The sequence below is a fragment of the Variovorax sp. 22077 genome (assembly GCF_052044195.1).
In the GTDB taxonomy this organism is placed as follows: domain Bacteria; phylum Pseudomonadota; class Gammaproteobacteria; order Burkholderiales; family Burkholderiaceae_C; genus Variovorax; species Variovorax atrisoli.
Genome location: NZ_JBQEQC010000011.1, coordinates 198816 through 216574, shown reverse-complemented (window position 1 = coordinate 216574; position 17759 = coordinate 198816). Strand labels below are relative to the sequence as shown.

Genomic DNA, 17759 nt, shown 5'->3' with positions numbered 1-17759 from the left:
CCCGCCTCATTCTTCATCCCGCCATGTCTCCCGCCCCATCGCCTGCCGACGCCTCCGCCGCCGACAGCGCGTGGCCCCGCGTCGCGCAGCGCGAGCAGGACGGCCGCCAATGGACGGTGGCCAGCGGCCGGTGGACCACGCTGGCGATGTCGTCCAAGGCGGCGTGGCAGGCGCTGGCCGACAGCTTGAAGGCGGCCCCGCCCGCCGACGACCGCGCCTGGGACCTCCGGCCCGTCGAGCAGCTCGACCACATCGGCGCGCAGCTCCTGTGGGACCACTGGCGCCACGAGTGGCCCGCGACCATCGAGCTGTCGCCGCAGCACAAGGCCGTGCTCGATCACGTGGCGCAGCACACCGTCGCCACGCCCGACGAGCCCGCGCCCACGCTGAGCGACCGCATCCGCGCGTTCTCGCACAACGGGCCGCGGCTCATGTACGTGGTGCGCGACTTCACCGCGCTGGTCGGGCAGCTCGCCCTCGACCTGTGCCGGCTGGCGCGCGCGCCGCACCGCGGGCCTTGGCGCGATTTCTCCGGGCACCTCTACCAGTTCGGTGCCACGGCGCTGCACATCACGGCGCTGGTCGGCCTGCTGATCGGCGTGGTGCTGGCCTACCTGATCTCGCAGCAGCTGCGCCAGTACGGCGCCGAGACCTTCGTGGTGAACATCCTCGGGCTCTCGCTGATCCGCGAGCTGGGGCCGGTGCTGGCGGCCGTGCTGATCGCCGGCCGGTCGGGCTCGGCCATCACGGCACAGATCGGCGTGATGCGCGTGACCGAGGAGCTCGACGCGATGCGGGTGATGGGCATCCCGCACGGCTTTCGCCTGGTGATGCCGCGCGTGCTGGCGCTGGCCATCGCGATGCCGCTGATCAGCCTGTGGACCTCGATGGCCGCGCTCGCGGGCGGCATGCTCGCGGCCGATGCGGCGCTCGATATCTCGCCGGCCTACTTCCTCTCGGCCCTGCCGCGCGCGGTGCCGATCTCGAACCTGTGGCTGGCCATGGCCAAGTCGGCGGTGTTCGGCATCCTGATCGCGCTGATCGGCTGCCACTTCGGCATGAAGGTGAAGCCGAACACCGAGAGCCTCGGGCGCGGCACGACCTCGTCGGTCGTCACATCGATCACCGCGGTGATCCTGGTCGACGCATTGTTCGCCGTGCTCTTCAAGGGCATCGGCTTCCGTGCATGAACATGACCTGCTCCCCCAGTCTTCGCGCACTTCGCGTCGCTTCGCCAACCCCCTCGCCGGGCGCGACAGCCGCGGCCCGGCAAAGCCGGTTCCGCGTTGTCCCTGGCATCGGCCATGCGGTGTTCACGGATCGCGCACCTCGCTGGCGAAATGGATCAGCCGCATGAGCATGCCCGTGCGCCCCGACACCGACCCCACCGTGGTGGACATCCGCGGCCTTTGGACCGTGTTCGAGAGTCCCGACGGCGAGCAGGTGGTGCACCGCGACCTGCAGCTGCACATCGACCGCGGCGAGGTGCTCTCGCTGGTGGGCGGATCGGGCACGGGCAAGACGGTGCTGCTGCGCCAGATCCTCGGACTGGAGAAACCCACGCGCGGCCACGTCGAGGTGCTGGGCCAGGAGCCCGGCGAGCTCAGCGCCTCGGGCGCGGCCAACGTGGGCATGCTGTTCCAGCACGGGGCGCTGTTCTCGGCCTTCAGCGTGCTGGAGAACATCGCCTTTCCGCTGCGCGAGCTGAAGCTCCTGCCCGACGAGCTCATCCGCCACGCGGCGCTGGTGAAGCTGCAGATGGTGGGCCTGGGCCCGCAGCACGCCAACAAGAGCCCGGCCGATCTTTCGGGCGGCATGATCAAGCGCGTGGCGCTGGCGCGCGCGCTCATCATGGACCCGCCGCTGCTGCTGCTGGACGAACCCACGGCCGGCCTCGACCCCGAGGCCTCCGACAGCTTCTGCAACCTGCTGCGCGGCCTGCACCGCGAGCTGGGCCTCACGGTGGTGATGGTCACGCACGACCTGGACACCCTCTTCGACCTGAGCACCCGCATCGCGGTGCTGGCCGACCAGAAGGTGATCGTCACAGGCGCGGCGCGCGAGGTCATCGCGTATCCGCATCCCTTCATCCACGAATACTTTCTCGGCGGGCGCGGCCAGCGCGCCCTCGAAGCGCTGCATGACAAGCCGGCCCCCGAGCGGGCCGCTGAAAGGTAGGTAGCCACCATGGAAAACAAGGCCCACGCCCTCGCCGCCGGCGCCTTCGTGCTCGGACTGATCGCCGCGCTCGTCGCGCTGGTGGTCTGGTTCACGCGCGACAACACCGTGCGCAACATCTACGAGCTCTCCACCCGCGACGCGGTCAGCGGCCTACAGCCGCAGGCCATGGTGCGCTACCGCGGCATCGCGGTGGGCAAGGTGGCGTCGATCGACTTCGACCCGAAGGTCAAGGGCAACGTGCGCGTGCGCATCACGGTCGACGAGCGCGTGCCGCTCACCACCTCCAGCTTCGCCACGCTGAGCTACCAGGGCGTGACCGGCCTGGCCTTCATCGCGCTGGACGACAAGGGCGAATCGACCGTCTCGCTCAAGCCCAACAACGACGACCCGCCCCGCATCCCGCTCAAGCCCTCGATGCTGGCGCAGCTGCAGGACCGCGGCGAGGCCATCATCAACCAGGTCGAGGAAGTGACCAAGCGCGCCAACCAGCTGCTGAGCGATCCCAACCAGAAGCGCGCCGCCGATGCGCTGGAGAACATCGCGGCGGCCTCGGCCAGCGCCAACACGCTGCTCAAGACGCTCGACAACACGGTGAAGACCGGCCTGAACCCGGCGCTCTCGAAGATGCCCGACGCGCTGGCCTCGGTGAAGAAGGCGGCCGGCGACGTCTCGCGCGTGGCCAACAACTTCAACACCACCGTCGGCCGCCTGAACGCACCCGACGGCCCGGTCGAACGGCTGAGCGACGGCACCAAGGCGCTGGCGCAGGCGGTCGATTCGTTCAACGCCGCCACGCTGCCGCGCGTGAACCGCGTGGCCGACGACACCTCGCACGCGGTGCGCCGGCTGGGCCGCGCGGCGGACAGCATCAACGACAACCCGCAATCGCTGCTGTTCGGCAACGGCGGCGCGGCTGCGGGCCCCGGCGAACCGGGCTTCCAGGCGCCGGCCGCGACGCGGCCCTGATTCCCGACGAAGGGAGGATCACCGACCATGAACGCCATTCGCAAGACCCCTGCCGCCCTAGCGCTCGGCTGCGCCCTGCTGCTGGCCGCCGGCTGCGGCGCGCTGCCCGACAAGCCCGCGCGCGCCACGCTCTACGACTTCGGCCCCGGCCCGGCGATGCCTGCGGCGGCACCCGCGGCGGCCACGCTCCCGACGCTGTCGCTGGCCGAGTTCGAGAGCAATTCCCGCCTCGACGGCACGCAGATCCTCTATCGCCTGGGCTATGCCGACGCCAACGAGTTGCGGCCCTACGGCCAGTCGCGCTGGAGCCTGCCGCCCTCGCAGCTGCTGCGCCAGCGGCTGCGCGACACGCTCTCGGAGCGCCGCATGGTGCTCGGCCCCGAAGAGGCGGCCACCATCTCGCGCGGCCGGGGCCAGGCGCCGGACACGCTGCGCATCTCGCTGGACGAGTTCAGCCACTACTTCGAATCCGCGAGCGCCAGCGTGGGCCTGGTGCGGCTGCGCGCCACGCTCGTGCGCAGCACCGCCGCCGGCGACCGCGTGCTGGGCCAGCGCCTGTTCACCGTGCGCCGCCCCGCGCCCAGCGCCGACGCACCCGGCGGCGTGAAGGCGCTCATCTCCGCCAGCGACGCGGCCGTGGCCGAGGTGGTGCAGTGGGTCGACCAGTTGCAGCAGCAACAGCCGCGGCAGTAACCTGCGGCACCGCACGGAAGGAAGGAGCATCGTCCCATGAACGCAACCCGCATCGTCGGCATCCTGCTGATCGTGGCCGGCATCGCCGCATTGGCCCTGGGCAGCTTCAGCTTCACCAAGGAAACCCACCAGGCCAAGCTCGGGCCGCTGGAGTTCTCGGTGAAGGAGAAGGAAACGGTCAACCTGCCGGTGTGGGCCGGCGTGGCGGTGATCGTGGTGGGCGGGGCGCTGGTGCTGCTGGGCGGCCGGAAGGGCTGAGCCCCCTTCAGGCCCGCTGGCCCGACAGCCCGGCCAGCAACTGCGGCAGCAGGTCTTCGGAAGCACCGCGCAGCACCACGGCCGCCGCGTCGTCCAGGTGCGGCAGCGGCTCCAGGTTCAGCGTGATGAGGCGCGCGCCGTGCGCGAGCGCGGTCTGCGGCAGCTCGGCCGCCGGGTAGACGATGGTGGTGCTGCCCACCACCAAGAACAGATCGCACTCCTGCGCCGCCACCTGCGCGTCGAGCAGCACGCCGGCATTCAGCATCTCGCCGAACATCACCACGTCGGGCCGCGCGTGCGCGCCGCAGCGCAGGCAGCGGTGGAAGGGCCAGGGGCCGCTTCGGTTGCCGCAGCGGTCGCAGCGCCAGCGGCGCAGCGAGCCGTGCAACTCCAGCACGTCCTGGCCGCCGGCCAGCGTCAGCAGGCCGTCGACGTTCTGCGTGACCAGCCGGGTCGCAGGGCGCAGCCGCTGCAGCAGCGCGAGCGCGGCGTGGCCCGGGTTCGGCTGCGCCGACTCGATCGTCGACAGGCGCTGCGCCCAGAACTTCGTGAAGCCCGACGGGTCGCGCTGCAGGTCCTCGGCGTGGGAGAACTGCAGCGCGTTCTGGCTCTTCCACAGTCCGTCGGCATCGCGGTAGGTGGGAATGCCCGAGGCGCGCGACAGGCCCGCGCCCGAGAACACGACGATGCGCCGGGCATTGCAAAGCAGCTCGATGGCCGCGTGGATGGGAGAAGCGGAAGAAGGGATGTCTGTTGTGACTGGCGTCATCGCTCTGGTCTTGGGGAACTGGCTCCGGCCGCGGCCGCCTGCGCCGGCGAGGCGCCGAGCCGCTGCGACACCGTGTCGGCGCAGGCCTTGAGCGCGCGGGCGATCTGGCCGTCCCACGCGGTGTCGAAGATGCCGGCCGGGCCGATGGCGGTGACGGCCAGCACGATGGCGCCAGTGTGGTCGAAGACGGGCGCGGCCATGGCGCTGACGCCCTCGATGACCTCGCCGTCGGAACGGCTGATGCCGTGGTCGCGCACTTCCTGCAGCTGGCGCTCGAAGTCGCTCCATGAAGGCAGCGGCTGCACCGGCGGCATGCCCGCGGGCGGCTGCGGCTCGCCGCCCTTGCGCTGCTTCTGGCGCTGGCGCTCTTCCTCGAGCAGGCTGCGCACCACCTCGGCATCGAGGTAGGTGGCAAAGACGCGGCCCGAGGCGGTGTTGGTCAGCGAGAACACCGTGCCGTGCCGCATGTTCACGTGCACCGGCGAGGGCGACTCGGCCGTGCGCACGATGGTCGCGCCGCGCGCGCCCCACACGGCCAGCGCCACGGTATGGCCGATCTGCTGCGCGAGCTGGCCGATCAACGGGGTGGCGATGTGCACCGGGTCGGCCTGCTGCAGGCTGATGAGGCCCAGTTGCAAGGCGAGCGGGCCGAGCAGATAGTGGCCGCTGGCGCGGTCCTGCTCGATGAGGCCCAGCCGCCCGAAGCTGACCATGTACGGATGCGCCTTGGCCGCCGTCATGTCGGCCTCGCGCGCCAGGTCCTTCAGCGCCATGGGCCGGCCGTGATGCACCAGTGCGCGCAGCAGCTGGCCGCCGACTTCGATGCTCTGGATGCCGCGCTGGGCGCGGTCGCTGTCACTGGCTGCCATGGCCGGCCTCGCCTTCTGGTCGTTCGTTCATGAAGAAGGGATTAGACATTAACTGATCTGCGGCTTACACTGCGGCCATTCGTTAACTGCGAATTCGTTCGACTTAGACGAATTTCAAGATTCCACCCACCGACGGAGACACCCGATGAGCCAAGCCAAGAAATTCGCCAGCCAGGCCGACATGGAAGAGAAGAAGGTCACCTTCAGCCAGATCTCGGAACATGCCTGGGCCTACACCGCCGAGGGCGACCCCAACACCGGCATCGTGATCGGCGACGACTGCGTGCTGGTGGCCGACACCCAGGCCACCCCCGCCATGGCGGCCGACGTGGTGCGCCGCATCCGCGAGGTGACCGACAAGCCCATCAAGTACGTGGTGCTGACCCACTACCACGCGGTGCGCGTGCTGGGCGCGGCGGGCTACGGGGCCGAGCACATCCTGGCCAGCCAGGACACGCGCGACCTGATCGTCGAACGGGGCGAGCAGGACAAGGCCAGCGAGATCGGCCGCTTCCCGCGCCTGTTCCAGAACGTCGAGACCGTGCCGCCGGGCCTGACCTGGCCCACCATGACCTTCACCGGCAAGATGACCCTGTGGCTGGGCAAGCTCGAAGTGCAGCTGATCCAGCTCGGCCGCGGCCACACCAAGGGCGACACCGTCGTCTGGCTGCCGCAGGAACGCACGCTGCTGTCGGGCGACCTGGTCGAGTTCGGCGCCACGCCGTACGCAGGCGACGCCTACTTCAAGGACTGGCCGCAGACGCTGGACAACATCGCCGCGCTCAAGCCCGTGGCGCTGGTGCCGGGCCGCGGCGCCGCGCTGACCACGCCGGCCGAAGTGGCCGAGGGCCTGACGGGTACGCGCGACTTCATCTCCGACGTCTACGCCAGCGTGCAGGAAGGCGTGAAGGCCGGGCGCGACCTGAACGCGGTCTACAAGGAGACCTACGCGAAGCTGCAGCCCAAGTACAGCAAGTGGGTGATCTTCGACCACTGCATGCCCTTCGACGTGAGCCGCGCCTACGACGAGGCCTCGGGCCACGCCGACCCGCGCATCTGGACGGCCGAGCGCGACGTCGAGATGTGGAAGGCCCTCGAAGGCTGATCGAACTGCGCCCTCCCCCTCTGGGGGAGGGTTGGGGTGGGGGCAGGCAGAGCGCCCGAAGTGACGGCAGCCTGCCCCCATCCCGGCCTTCCCCCAGCGGGGGAAGGAGCGAAGACCCAAGACACGGAGACAAGTACGTGATCGACTATCAGAGCCTGCGCTTCGACTACAGGCGCCACGCCGACCAGGACGCGGCGGCACCGGCGCACCACCCCGTCGTGATCGTCGGCGCCGGCCCGGTGGGCCTCACGCTGGCCATCGACCTCGCGCTGCGGCAGGTGCCCGTGGTGCTGCTGGACAACGACAACACCCTCTCGAGCGGATCGCGCGCGATCTGCTTCGCCAAGCGCACGCTGGAGGTGTTCGACCGCCTGGGCTGCGGCGACCGCATGGTCGACAAGGGCGTGTCGTGGAACGTGGGCAAGGTGTTCTTCCACGACGAGCAGGTCTACCGCTTCGACCTGCTGCCCGAGCCCGGCCACGAGCGCCCGGCCTTCATCAACCTGCAGCAGTACTACGTCGAGGGCTACCTCGTCGAGCGCGCGGCGGCGCTGCCGCTGGTCGACCTGCGCTGGAACAACAAGGTCACCGGCATCGAGCAGGGCGACGACGGCGCGGTGCTGACGGTGGAGACGCCCGAGGGCAGCTACAGGCTGCAGGCGGACTACGTGGCCGCCTGCGACGGCTCGCGCTCCAACATGCGCCAGATGCTGGGCCTGGAGGCCAAGGGCCGCGTGTTCCGCGACCGCTTCCTGATCGCCGACATCACGATGGACGCCGACCTGCCCACCGAGCGGCGCTTCTGGTTCGACCCGTCGTTCCACCCCGGCCAGAGCGTGCTGCTGCACAAGCAGGCCGACGGCATGTGGCGCGTGGACTTCCAGCTCGGCTGGGACGCCGACCCGGTGGAGGAGCGCAAGCCCGAGAACATCACGCCGCGCGTGCGCGCCCTGCTCGACAGCATCGGCTTCGAAGGCGTGCAGTTCCGGATCGGCTGGGCCAGCGTCTACACCTTCGCCTGCCAGCGCATGGAGCGCTTCCGCCATGGCCACGTGCTGTTCGCGGGCGACTCGGCCCACGGCGTGTCGCCCTTCGGCGCGCGCGGCGCCAATTCGGGCGTGCAGGACGCCGACAACCTCGCCTGGAAGCTCGCCGCCGTGGTGCAGGGCCAGGCGCCCGATGCGCTGCTCGACAGCTACGCCAGCGAGCGCGAGTACGCCGCCGACGAGAACATCCGCAACTCCACCCGCGCCACCGACTTCATCACGCCCAAGAGCGAGGTGAGCCGCCTCTTCCGCGACGCGGTGCTCGAGCTGACGAAGCGCCACGCCTTCGCGCGCACGCTGGTCAACAGCGGCCGGCTCTCGGTGCCCTCGGTGCTGCGCGACTCGCCGCTGAACACGCCCGACGCCGACGCCTTCTCGGGCGCGATGGTGCCCGGCGCAGCCGCGGCAGACGCGCCCGTGGTGCACGCGGACGGCAGCACCGGCTGGCTGCTGCGCGAATGCCATGTCGAGCAGTTCACCGCGCTGGTGTTCGGCCAGGGCGAGGCGGCAGAGCGCAGCCTGGCCGAGCTGAGCGCCAGCGACCGGCCGCTGCACGTGGTGCGCATGGAAGACGGCGCCCGAGGCAGCGAGCTCGCCGCGCAGCGCTACGACGCCCGGCCCGGCACCGTGTACCTGCTGCGCCCCGACCAGCACGTGTGCGCGCGCTGGCGCGCCCCTTCGGCGGCGCAGGTGCGCAGCGCCGTCGATCGCGCGCTCGGCAAACACTGACACTGATGGGAACGACCCCATGACCGCATCCAACCCCAAGCTGATCACCGAAGCGCACCTCGAGGCGCCCGACGATTTCTACGAGGCGCTGATCGACGCGCACCAGGGCCTGAGCACGGAAGAGAGCAACGCCTACAACGCGCGCCTCGTGCTGGTGCTGGCCAACCACATCGGCTCGCTGGCCGTGCTGCGCGAAGCGCTCGCGGCTGCCAGGTAGGCAGACGAATGCGGACAGCCGGACGCCGGGAGCGTGAAAAGGCAAAGGAAGTCTTTGCAATTCCTTCTGCGTCCTTTGCGAAACCTTCGCGCCCTCTGCGTCCCGAGCCCGCCTTCCTCCCCAATTCAAGTCAATCCATGAGGACCCAATGACCGCCGCAACCTCCTCCACCGAGCGCCGCTACCAGAGTGGCTTCGGCAACGAATACGCCTCCGAGGCCGTGCCCGGCGCACTGCCGCAGGGCCGCAACAACCCGCAGCGCGGGCCCTTCGACCTGTACACCGAGCTGATCTCCGGCACCGCCTTCACCGCGCCGCGCCACGAGAACCGCCGCACATGGCTGTATCGCCGCCAGCCCTCGGTGGTCTCGGGCCGCTACCAGCCGTATGCGCAGCCGCTGTGGACCACCGGCGCCGACCGCGAGATCGCGCTGCCGCCCGAGCCCCTGCGCTGGCACCCGCAGCCGCTGGACGAAGCGGCGGCCAAGGCCGACTTCATCGACGGCATGCGCACCATCGCGGCCAACGGCGACGCCGAGGCGCAGACGGGCGTGGGCTCGCTGATGTACCTGGCGGGCCGCTCGATGGAGCGCCGTGCCTTCGTCAACGCCGACGGCGAGATGCTGGTGGTGCCGCAGCAGGGCCGCCTCGTCATCACCACCGAGCTGGGCGTGCTCGACGTGAAGCCCGGCGAGATCGCCGTGCTGCCCCGCGGCATGGCCTTCAAGGTGGCGCTGCCCGACGGCCTCTCGCGCGGCTACGTCTGCGAGAACTACGGTGCGCACTTCCGCCTGCCAGAGCTGGGCCCCATCGGCTCGAACGGCCTGGCCAATGCGCGCGATTTCCAGGCGCCGGTGGCGGCCTTCGAGACGGAAGAAGGCGGCTACGAGATCGTCAAGAAGTTCGGCGGCCGCTTCTGGCAGGCGCCGATGAAGCAGTCGCCCTTCAACGTGGTGGCCTGGCACGGCAACCTCTCGCCGGTGAAGTACGACACGGCTCACTTCATGGTGATCGGCTCGATCAGCTTCGATCATCCCGATCCGTCGATCTTCACCGTGCTGACCTCGCCCAGCGACACGCCCGGCACGGCCAACTGCGACTTCGTGATCTTCCCGCCGCGCTGGATGGTGATGGAGAACACCTTCCGTCCGCCGTGGTTCCACCGCAACCTCATGAGCGAGTTCATGGGCCTGGTGCTGGGCGAGTACGACGCCAAGCCGGGCGGCTTCAAGCCCGGCGGCGCGAGCCTGCACAACTGCATGGTGCCCCACGGCCCCGACGAGGAAGCCTTCGACAAGGCCACCCACGCCGACCTGAAGCCGCACAAGCTGGACAACACGCTGGCCTTCATGTTCGAGAGCCGCTACCGGTTCATTCCGACGAACTTCGCGCTGAAGAGCCCCGCGCTCGACACCGACTACGCCGACTGCTGGGCCGGCCTCAAGGATCAATTCAAGAAATGAAGCCCACCCCCGTTTCTTGCTCACTTCGTGTAGCCGAATCCCCCCTCGAGGGGGCGACACCAGCGGCCCGGCAAAGCCGGCTCCGCGGTGTCTCCCGAACGGTCTTCGCTTCGCTCGCCGTTGCCGTGGGCGTCGCGCTCGTTTCGCCGGCCACAGCGTTTGCTGCGGACTTCCCCTCAAAGCCCATCCGCTTCATCGTGCCCTACACCCCGGGCGGCACCACCGACCTGGTGGCGCGCACCGTGGGCCAGAAGGTGTCGGAAAAGCTGGGCCAGCCGGTGCTGATCGACAACCGCGGCGGCGCGGGCGGCAACATCGGCATGGATGCGGTGGCCAAGGCCGCGCCCGACGGCTACACCATCGGCTTCGGCGCGATCTCGACCAATGCGCTGAACCCGCACATCTACAAGTCGATGGCCTTCGATCCGCGCAAGGACTTCACCGCCATCAGCCTGCTGGGCACGTCGACCATCGTGCTCGAAGTGCCGGCGGCTTCGGCCATCAAGTCGGTGCCCGACCTGATCGCCGCCGCGAAGAAGAACCCCGGCCTGCCCTACGCCACCGCGGGCGCCGGCACCTCGATGAACCTGGCGGGCGTGATGTTCGCGCAGATGACCGGCACCGAGCTCGTGCACGTCGCCTACAAGGGCAGCGGCCCGGCCATCACCGACATGCTGGGCAACAACATCGGCGTGATGTTCGACAACCTGCCGGCCTCGCTGCCGCACATCCAGGCCGGCAAGCTGCGCGCGCTGGCGGTGGCGGGCCCGACGCGCTCGCCCTCGCTGCCCGACGTGCCGACCATGGCCGAGGCGGGCCTGAAGGGCTACGCGCTGGAGCCGTGGTTCGGCGTGTACGGGCCGGCGAAGCTGCCGGCGCCGGTCGTGAAGGCACTGAACGAGGCTTTCGTGGAAGCGCTCGCGATGCCCGACGTGAAGGCCAAGCTGGCGCAGGCCGGCTTCTCCCCGCGCGGCTCGACCGCGCAGGAGCTCGCGACGCTGACCGAGACCGAATACAAGCGCCTCGGCGAAGTCGCCAAGAAAGCGGGCATGACCGCGGAGTGAAGCTCGCCCCCAGGCTCACCCACTTCGTGTGGCCGCCAACCCCCTTCCGGGGGCGACACCTGCGGCCCGGCGAAGCCGGTTCCGCGGTGTTGCCCGAAAAGTCCGGACCCTTCAGAAAACTTGCTTGAAAGACATCCATGACCGCACTGAACGCCACCCATGACCCCAAGCTGCGCAGCTGGGTCGCATCGGCCAACGAGGCCGGCACCGACTTCCCGATCCAGAACCTGCCCTTCGGCCGCTTCCGCACCGCCGGCAGCAGCGGGGGCTTCCGCATCGGCGTCGCCATCGGCGACCAGGTGCTGGACCTGCGCGCCACGGGCCTGATCGACACCGACGACATGAACGTGCTGATGAACGCCGGCACGAAGGAACGCCAGGCGCTGCGCGCCGCCATCTCCGCCGGCCTCGCCGAAGGCAGCGACAGGCAGGCCGCCTGGTCGAAGGCGCTGCTGCCGCAGGCCAGGGCCGAGATGACCGTGCCCTGCCGCATCGGCGACTACACCGACTTCTACACGGGCATCCACCACGCGACCACCATCGGCAAGCTGTTTCGCCCCGACCAGCCGCTGATGCCCAACTACAAGTGGGTGCCCATCGGCTACCACGGCCGTGCCTCGTCCATCGGCGTGAGCGGCCAGGTCTTCAAGCGCCCGAACGGCCAGACCAAGGCGCCCGACGCGGCCGAGCCGACATTCGGGCCGTCGAAGCGGCTGGACTACGAGCTGGAGCTGGGCTTCTTCATCGGCCGCGGCAACGCGCAGGGCGAACCCATCGCCATCGCCGACGCCGAGGAGCACCTGTTCGGCGTGACGCTGCTCAACGACTGGTCGGCACGCGACCTGCAGGCCTGGGAATACCAGCCGCTCGGCCCCTTCCTGTCGAAGAACTTCGCAAGCACGCTGTCGCCGTGGCTCGTGACGATGGAGGCGCTGGCCCCCTTCCGCTCGAAGTTCGAACGCCCCGCGGGCGACCCGCAGCCGCTGCCGTATCTCGACTCGGCCGCCAACCGCGAGAGCGGCGCGCTCGACATCACGGTCGAGGTGCTGCTGCAGACCGCGAAGATGCGCACCGAGGGCGTGGCGCCCGTGCGCCTCACGCGCGGCAGCGTCGCCGAAGCCGCCTACTGGACCGCCGCGCAGCTCGTCGCGCACCACACGGTGAACGGCTGCAACCTGCAGCCGGGCGACATGCTGGGCTCGGGCACGCTCTCGGGCCCGAAGCCCGACGAGGCGGGCTCGCTGATCGAGCTGACGCAGGGCGGCAAGCAGCCGATCACGCTGCCGAACGGCGAGAAGCGCACCTTCCTGGAAGACGGCGACACGCTGGTGATCCGCGGGTATTGCGAGCGCCTGGGCGCGGTGCGGATCGGGCTGGGCGAGGTTTCCGGCACCGTCGTCTGAGGGTCTTTTTTTCCTCTCCCCAAGGGGAGAGGGAGCAAGACATCAGGGCGCGGTGGCGGGCGTGGCCGAGGCGGCCGGCCAGGCCACCTCGCTCGCCACGCGGGGCTTGCCGATCGGCGCGGTCGCCTTGCCGATCTTGATGGCGGCCATGTCGGCCTCGCTCGGGTATTGGTCGGCGAGCCAGTAGTCGAACACCCGGCGCGCGATGGGCGCGGCCGCGCCGGCGCCCCAGCCTGCGTTCTCCACGATCACCGCCAGGGCGATCTTCGGGTCGTTCACCGGCGCGTAGGCCATGAACAGGGCGTGGTCCCGCTGGTGCTCCTCGAGCGCGCGCGCGTTGTACTTGGTGTTCTGGCCCATCGACACGGCCTGCGCCGTACCCGTCTTGCCGGCCGCCTGGTAGCTCGCGCCTGCGAACACGCCGCGCGCAGTGCCGCTGGTGACCACGCTCGTCAGGCCCTCGCGGATCACCGCGATGTTGGCGGCCGTGAAGCCCAGGTTCTCCGCGGCGGGCTGCGGCAGGGGCACCACGTTGCCGCTGACGGTGTCGCGCGTGGCCAGCGCGAGGTGGGGCTTGTGCTTGAGGCCGCCATTGGCGATGGTGGCGGTGGCCTGCGCCAGCTGCAGCATGGTGAAGTTGTTGTAGCCCTGGCCGATGCCCAGCGAGATGGTCTCGCCCGCGTACCACTTCTTCTGCTCGGGGCGCTTGTAGGTGTTGCGCTTCCACTCGGTGCTGGGCAGCACGCCGCGCACCTCGCCGCCGAGGTCGATGCCGGTGATCTGGCCGAAGCCCAGCGGCTTCATGAAGTCGTGGATCATGTCCACGCCCATCTCGTTGGCCAGCGAGTAGTAGTAGATGTTGCTCGACAGCTGGATCGAGCGGCGCATGTCGACGCCGCCCAGGTTGCCTTCGGGACTGCCGAAGCGGTGGCCGCCGAAGTTGAAGTAGCCCGGGTCGTTCACCACCACGCTGGGGCCGCGCTTGCCGGTCTGCAGCGCCGCCAGTGCCATGAAGGGCTTGTAGGTGGAGCCCGGCGGGTAGGTGCCGCGCAGGGCGCGGTTCAGCAGCGGCTTGTCGATCGACTCGGTGAGCGCCGCCCAGCTCTCGTTGTCGATGCCTTCGACGAAGAGGTTCGGGTCGAAGGTGGGCTTGCTCACGAAGGCGAGGATCTCTCCGGTCTTGGGGTCGATGGCCACCAGCGCGCCGCGGCGGTCTCCGTACATGTCCTCCACCAGCTTCTGCAGCTTGATGTCGAGCGACAGCATGACCGTGTTGCCCGGCGTGGCCGGATGGCTGGCGAGGCGGCGCACGGCGCGGCCGCCGGCGGAGGTCTCCATCTGCTCCACGCCGGTCTGGCCGTGCAGCGTCTTCTCGTAGCTCTGTTCGATGCCGAGCTTGCCGATGTAGTCGGTGCCCTTGTAGTTGGCCTGGTCCTCCTCGTCCCAGTCCTCCATCGCGGTCTTCTCGCGCTGGTTGATGCGGCCGATGTAGCCCAGCACGTGCGAGGCGAGCTCGCCCTGCGGGTAGTTGCGGAACAGGCGCGCCTTGATCTCCACGCCCGGGAAGCGGTAGCGCTGGGCAGCGAAGCGGGCGACTTCCTCGTCGCTCAGGCGGGTGCGGATCGGGATGGAGTCGAAGCTGCGCGAGTCCTCGCGCAGGCGCTTGAAGCGGCGGCGGTCACGCGGCGAGATCTCCAGCACCTGCGTGAGGCTGTCGATGGTCTCCTCGACGTCGCCCACCTTCGAGGGCGTGATCTCCAGCGTGTAGGCCGAGTAGTTGGAGGCCAGCACGATGCCGTTGCGATCGAGGATGAGCCCCCGGTTCGGCACCACCGGCACCACCGCCGTGCGGTTGCTCTCGGCCTGCTCGGCCAGGTCCTCGTGGCGCGTGACCTGCAGGTAGACCAGCCGCGCGCACAGCAGCCCGAATGCGAAGAGCACCGCCAGGCCGATGACGATGACGCGGCGCTTGAAGCGCGCGAGATCGGCGGCGACGTTGCGGATTTCGGTCATGGCGATGGGAGCTTAGGCGCGTGCAGGTGCGAAGGCAAATGGGAGCCGAATGCCGCACGAAAGCAGGACGGATTGACTGGAGGACACCGCGGAAAGGGCTTTGCCCGGCCGCCGGCGTTGCCCCCGGCGAGGGGGTTGGCGAAGCGACACGAAGTGCGAGGAGCCTGTGGGAGAACTCATAGCGGACGGTTCTCGTCCGGTTCCGGGGTGCGGCGTTGAGGGGCCAGCAACAGCGCGGTCGCCAGGGGCCACAGCGCCGCCTCGATGGCCGGCGATGCCAGCACCGTCCAGCCCGGGAACACGCCGCCGCCGATCATCCGCGTGACCACCTCGATCAGCTGCGAGAGCGCGAAGAGCGGCAGCACCTGCAGCGCCTGCGAGGCCACCGGATACCACAGCAGCCGCCGGTGGATGGTGATCGCGAAGAAGCCCAGCGTGGTGTAGGACAGCGCATGCTGGCCCAGCATCGACGACTGGTGCACGTCCATGCACAGGCCGAACACGAAGGCCGCGCCGATGCCCACGCGCGCGGGCTGGTGCACGCCCCAGAACACGATCACCAGCGCCAGCAGGTCGGGCATCCAGACGGCGCGGCCGATCGGGATCATGTTGATGAGCAGCGCCACCACGAGGCTGCTCCACATGAAGACGGGGCTGACGGGCAGCAGCAGCTGCTGCTGGCCTGGACGCTTGATCATGGGCGTGCTCCCGGCTTCTTCTCGTTCTTGCCCGCGCCCGGCTTGCCCTCGGGGCGCTTGCGCTGGGTGACGGCGGGCTGCGCGGGCGGCGGCGCGGCAGGCGTGCCCGTGGGTTCGAGCACCAGCACGTAGCGCGCGGCCGTCACATGGGCCAGCGGCACACAGTAGATGCGGGCGAAGGCGGAATCGGCGCGGCGCTCGATGCGCTCGATCTTCGCCACCGGCAGGCCGGCGGGGTAGATGCCGTCGACGCCGCTGGTGGAGAGCAGGTCGCCCTCCTGCAGGTCGGCGTTGGCGGCCATGAAGCGAAGCTCCAGCCCGCCGCCGTGCGCCGAGGCGTCGCCGAAGGCCACGCTGCGCACGCCGGTGCGGGTGTTCTGCACGGGAATGGAAAGGTCGCGGTCGATCACCAGCGTGACCTCGCTCGTGAAGGGCAGCACCTGCGTGACCTGCCCGAGCACGCCGCGCGCGTCGATCACCGGCGAACCGGGCTGCACGCCCTGGGCCATGCCCTGGTCGACGACGATCTTGCGGGTGTAGGGGTCGGCCGCGTCGTAGAGCACCTCGGCCGCGCGCCCGGGCGTGGTGGTGGTCTGGCGCAGCTCGAGCAGCTCGCGCAGGCGCGCGTTGTCCTGCGCCAGCGTGTCGGCCTGCGCGGCGCGCTCGGCCTGCGCGATCAGCGCCTTGCGGGCGTCGTCCTCGTTGCGCTGGGCAGTCTGCAGGTCTTCGAAGTAGCGCCCGCCGCCGAGCACCGCCTGCACCGGCTTCAGCGCTACCCACTGCACCGGATAGAGCACGGCCCCGATGGCCGCGCGGATCGGCTGCACGATGTGGAAGCGCGCGTCGGCCACCATGAGGAACAGGGAGAGCGCGCCGAAGAAGATCAGCTTGCTGAGTGCCGACTGGCCCTGGTTGAACAGGGGTGGCGCTGTGCGATCGAGCGTGCCCAGGGGCATGAATTCGGCCTAGTTTTCACCGCGCCTTGCGCGAGTTACGGCACAAGAAATTAACACATGACGATGCCAGGAATACCGCGGAACCGGCTTCGCCGGGCCGCTGGTATTGCCCCCTGCAAGGGGGTTGGCGCAGCGACACGAAGTGCGCGAAGCCTGGGGGTGTACCTCGGTTATTCGCTCGTGAAGATGCTGCCCAGGCGGTCCATGCGCTCCAGGGCGATGCCGCAGCCGCGCACCACGCAGGTCAGCGGGTCCTCGGCCACCAGCACCGGCAGGCCGGTTTCCTCGGCCAGCAGGCGGTCGAGGTCGCGCAGCAGCGCGCCGCCGCCGGTCAGCATCATGCCGCGCTCGGCGATGTCGGCGCCCAGCTCGGGCGGCGTCTGCTCCAGCGCGTTCTTCACGGCCGAGACGATGTTGTTGAGCGGATCGGTCAGGGCTTCCAGCACTTCGTTGCTGCTGATGGTGAAGCTGCGCGGCACGCCTTCGGAGAGGTTGCGGCCCTTGACTTCCATTTCCTTGACTTCGGAGCCCGGGAAGGCCGAGCCGATGTTCTTCTTGATGACTTCGGCCGTCGGCTCGCCGATCAGCATGCCGTAGTTGCGGCGGATGTAGTTGATGATGGCTTCGTCGAAGCGGTCGCCGCCCACGCGCACGGAGCCCTTGTAGACCATGCCGCCCAGCGAGATCACGCCCACCTCGGTGGTGCCGCCGCCGATGTCCACCACCATCGAGCCCGAGGCCTCGCTGACGGGAAGGCCGGCGCCGATGGCCGCAGCCATGGGTTCCTCGATGAGGTAGACGGAGGTGGCGCCTGCCGCCTCGGCCGCGTCCTTGATGGCGCGGCGCTCGACCTGGGTGGAGCCGCAGGGCACGCAGATGATGATGCGCGGGCTCGGCGTGAGCAGCGTGCGCGGGTGCACCATCTTGATGAACTGCTTGATCATCTGCTCGGTGATCACGAAGTCGGCGATCACGCCGTCCTTCATCGGGCGGATCGCCTCGATGTTGCCGGGCACCTTGCCCAGCATCGCCTTGGCCTCGCGGCCGACGGCCTGGATCACCTTCTTGCCATGCGGGCCGCCTTCGTGGCGGATGGCGACGACCGAAGGCTCGTCGAGCACGATGCCCTTGTTGCGGGCGAATATCAGGGTGTTGGCGGTGCCGAGGTCGATCGCAAGGTCGGTGGAGAAATACCGACGGAAAGCTCCAAACATGTGCGGAATCCTCTGAGCACGGCCTGCGCGTCGGCAGGTCGTCGCTCTATTTTTTGGGTCGTTTGATGGGGTGAATTGATCGTTTTTGGCGCAAAAGCCGGCGCGTTCGCGGGGGT

At 69.5% G+C, this 17759-nt stretch carries 17 protein-coding genes; 11 read left to right on the top strand and 6 right to left on the bottom strand.

Annotation, left to right across the window (positions count from 1 at the left end; genetic code table 11):
* Positions 1-23: 23 nt before the first annotated feature.
* The 5 genes from ACTJLF_RS17975 to ACTJLF_RS17955 all read left to right on the top strand — a co-directional run bounded on the left by ACTJLF_RS17975 (position 24) and on the right by ACTJLF_RS17955 (position 4098).
* Positions 24-1190 (top strand): MlaE family ABC transporter permease, encoded by a 1167-nt coding sequence (locus ACTJLF_RS17975; RefSeq protein WP_019655428.1) that lies wholly within the window; start codon positions 24-26, stop codon positions 1188-1190.
* A gap of 163 nt (positions 1191-1353) precedes the next feature.
* A complete protein-coding gene (locus tag ACTJLF_RS17970) occupies positions 1354-2178 on the top strand; it encodes an ABC transporter ATP-binding protein (protein WP_019655427.1) in 825 nt (274 codons plus the stop codon).
* Positions 2179-2187: 9 nt separating this feature from the next.
* Positions 2188-3147: an MlaD family protein gene (locus ACTJLF_RS17965; protein ID WP_019655426.1), complete on the top strand. Its 960-nt coding sequence runs from the start codon at positions 2188-2190 to the stop codon at positions 3145-3147.
* 27 nt (positions 3148-3174) lie between these two features.
* Positions 3175-3840 carry an ABC-type transport auxiliary lipoprotein family protein gene (locus ACTJLF_RS17960; RefSeq protein WP_019655425.1) on the top strand — a complete coding sequence of 222 codons (666 nt, stop codon included), beginning with the start codon at positions 3175-3177 and terminating at the stop codon, positions 3838-3840.
* A 36-nt stretch (positions 3841-3876) separates the two neighbouring features.
* Positions 3877-4098: a hypothetical protein gene (locus ACTJLF_RS17955; RefSeq protein ID WP_019655424.1), complete on the top strand. Its 222-nt coding sequence runs from the start codon at positions 3877-3879 to the stop codon at positions 4096-4098.
* A 7-nt stretch (positions 4099-4105) separates the two neighbouring features.
* Here the strand turns inward: ACTJLF_RS17955 and ACTJLF_RS17950 are convergent, their stop codons facing one another.
* Positions 4106-4867: an SIR2 family NAD-dependent protein deacylase gene (locus ACTJLF_RS17950; RefSeq protein ID WP_440883620.1), complete on the bottom strand. Its 762-nt coding sequence runs from the start codon at positions 4865-4867 to the stop codon at positions 4106-4108.
* A complete protein-coding gene (locus tag ACTJLF_RS17945) occupies positions 4864-5736 on the bottom strand; it encodes an IclR family transcriptional regulator (RefSeq protein WP_132800115.1) in 873 nt (290 codons plus the stop codon). The genes ACTJLF_RS17950 and ACTJLF_RS17945 overlap by 4 nt, the downstream gene beginning before the upstream one ends.
* 145 nt (positions 5737-5881) lie before the next feature.
* Between ACTJLF_RS17945 and ACTJLF_RS17940 the strand changes: the two genes are divergently transcribed.
* From ACTJLF_RS17940 to fahA, 6 genes are all read left to right on the top strand, one after another.
* Positions 5882-6841, top strand: coding sequence for an MBL fold metallo-hydrolase (locus ACTJLF_RS17940; protein ID WP_019655421.1), 960 nt, complete (start codon positions 5882-5884; stop codon positions 6839-6841).
* A gap of 137 nt (positions 6842-6978) precedes the next feature.
* Positions 6979-8616, top strand: a complete 1638-nt coding sequence (locus tag ACTJLF_RS17935) for an FAD-dependent oxidoreductase (protein ID WP_019655420.1) — start codon at positions 6979-6981, stop codon at positions 8614-8616.
* A 19-nt stretch (positions 8617-8635) separates the two neighbouring features.
* On the top strand, positions 8636-8833 hold the full coding sequence (locus ACTJLF_RS17930; RefSeq protein WP_019655419.1) for a DUF2783 domain-containing protein: 198 nt from the start codon (positions 8636-8638) through the stop codon (positions 8831-8833).
* A gap of 148 nt (positions 8834-8981) precedes the next feature.
* Positions 8982-10295 carry a homogentisate 1,2-dioxygenase gene (gene hmgA / locus ACTJLF_RS17925; protein ID WP_019655418.1) on the top strand — a complete coding sequence of 438 codons (1314 nt, stop codon included), beginning with the start codon at positions 8982-8984 and terminating at the stop codon, positions 10293-10295.
* A 125-nt stretch (positions 10296-10420) separates the two neighbouring features.
* Positions 10421-11359, top strand: a complete 939-nt coding sequence (locus ACTJLF_RS17920) for a Bug family tripartite tricarboxylate transporter substrate binding protein (protein WP_126184110.1) — start codon at positions 10421-10423, stop codon at positions 11357-11359.
* A gap of 137 nt (positions 11360-11496) precedes the next feature.
* A complete protein-coding gene (gene fahA, locus ACTJLF_RS17915; protein ID WP_132800119.1) occupies positions 11497-12762 on the top strand; it encodes a fumarylacetoacetase in 1266 nt (421 codons plus the stop codon).
* 42 nt (positions 12763-12804) lie between these two features.
* Here fahA and mrdA read toward each other — a convergent pair whose 3' ends face one another.
* The 4 genes from mrdA to ACTJLF_RS17895 all read right to left on the bottom strand — a co-directional run bounded on the left by mrdA (position 12805) and on the right by ACTJLF_RS17895 (position 17643).
* Positions 12805-14775 carry a penicillin-binding protein 2 gene (mrdA, locus tag ACTJLF_RS17910; protein WP_019655415.1) on the bottom strand — a complete coding sequence of 657 codons (1971 nt, stop codon included), beginning with the start codon at positions 14773-14775 and terminating at the stop codon, positions 12805-12807.
* 176 nt (positions 14776-14951) lie between these two features.
* Positions 14952-15473, bottom strand: a complete 522-nt coding sequence (mreD, locus tag ACTJLF_RS17905) for a rod shape-determining protein MreD (protein ID WP_019655414.1) — start codon at positions 15471-15473, stop codon at positions 14952-14954.
* Positions 15470-16429, bottom strand: coding sequence for a rod shape-determining protein MreC (mreC, locus tag ACTJLF_RS17900; protein WP_019655413.1), 960 nt, complete (start codon positions 16427-16429; stop codon positions 15470-15472). The genes mreD and mreC overlap by 4 nt, the downstream gene beginning before the upstream one ends.
* A 170-nt stretch (positions 16430-16599) precedes the next feature.
* On the bottom strand, positions 16600-17643 hold the full coding sequence (locus ACTJLF_RS17895; RefSeq protein ID WP_007833435.1) for a rod shape-determining protein: 1044 nt from the start codon (positions 17641-17643) through the stop codon (positions 16600-16602).
* Positions 17644-17759 lie beyond the last annotated feature (116 nt).

Bases quoted from the DNA above. Each gene is read 5' to 3' on its own strand.
- ACTJLF_RS17975 (WP_019655428.1), top strand. From the start codon at position 24: ATGTCTCCCGCCCCATCGCCTGCCGACGCCTCCGCCGCCGACAGCGCG.
- ACTJLF_RS17970 (WP_019655427.1), top strand. From the start codon at position 1,354: ATGAGCATGCCCGTGCGCCCCGACACCGACCCCACCGTGGTGGACATC.
- ACTJLF_RS17965 (WP_019655426.1), top strand. From the start codon at position 2,188: ATGGAAAACAAGGCCCACGCCCTCGCCGCCGGCGCCTTCGTGCTCGGA.
- ACTJLF_RS17960 (WP_019655425.1), top strand. From the start codon at position 3,175: ATGAACGCCATTCGCAAGACCCCTGCCGCCCTAGCGCTCGGCTGCGCC.
- ACTJLF_RS17955 (WP_019655424.1), top strand. From the start codon at position 3,877: ATGAACGCAACCCGCATCGTCGGCATCCTGCTGATCGTGGCCGGCATC.
- ACTJLF_RS17950 (WP_440883620.1), bottom strand. From the start codon at position 4,867: ATGACGCCAGTCACAACAGACATCCCTTCTTCCGCTTCTCCCATCCAC.
- ACTJLF_RS17945 (WP_132800115.1), bottom strand. From the start codon at position 5,736: ATGGCAGCCAGTGACAGCGACCGCGCCCAGCGCGGCATCCAGAGCATC.
- ACTJLF_RS17940 (WP_019655421.1), top strand. From the start codon at position 5,882: ATGAGCCAAGCCAAGAAATTCGCCAGCCAGGCCGACATGGAAGAGAAG.
- ACTJLF_RS17930 (WP_019655419.1), top strand. From the start codon at position 8,636: ATGACCGCATCCAACCCCAAGCTGATCACCGAAGCGCACCTCGAGGCG.
- hmgA (WP_019655418.1), top strand. From the start codon at position 8,982: ATGACCGCCGCAACCTCCTCCACCGAGCGCCGCTACCAGAGTGGCTTC.
- fahA (WP_132800119.1), top strand. From the start codon at position 11,497: ATGACCGCACTGAACGCCACCCATGACCCCAAGCTGCGCAGCTGGGTC.
- mrdA (WP_019655415.1), bottom strand. From the start codon at position 14,775: ATGACCGAAATCCGCAACGTCGCCGCCGATCTCGCGCGCTTCAAGCGC.
- mreD (WP_019655414.1), bottom strand. From the start codon at position 15,473: ATGATCAAGCGTCCAGGCCAGCAGCAGCTGCTGCTGCCCGTCAGCCCC.
- mreC (WP_019655413.1), bottom strand. From the start codon at position 16,429: ATGCCCCTGGGCACGCTCGATCGCACAGCGCCACCCCTGTTCAACCAG.
- ACTJLF_RS17895 (WP_007833435.1), bottom strand. From the start codon at position 17,643: ATGTTTGGAGCTTTCCGTCGGTATTTCTCCACCGACCTTGCGATCGAC.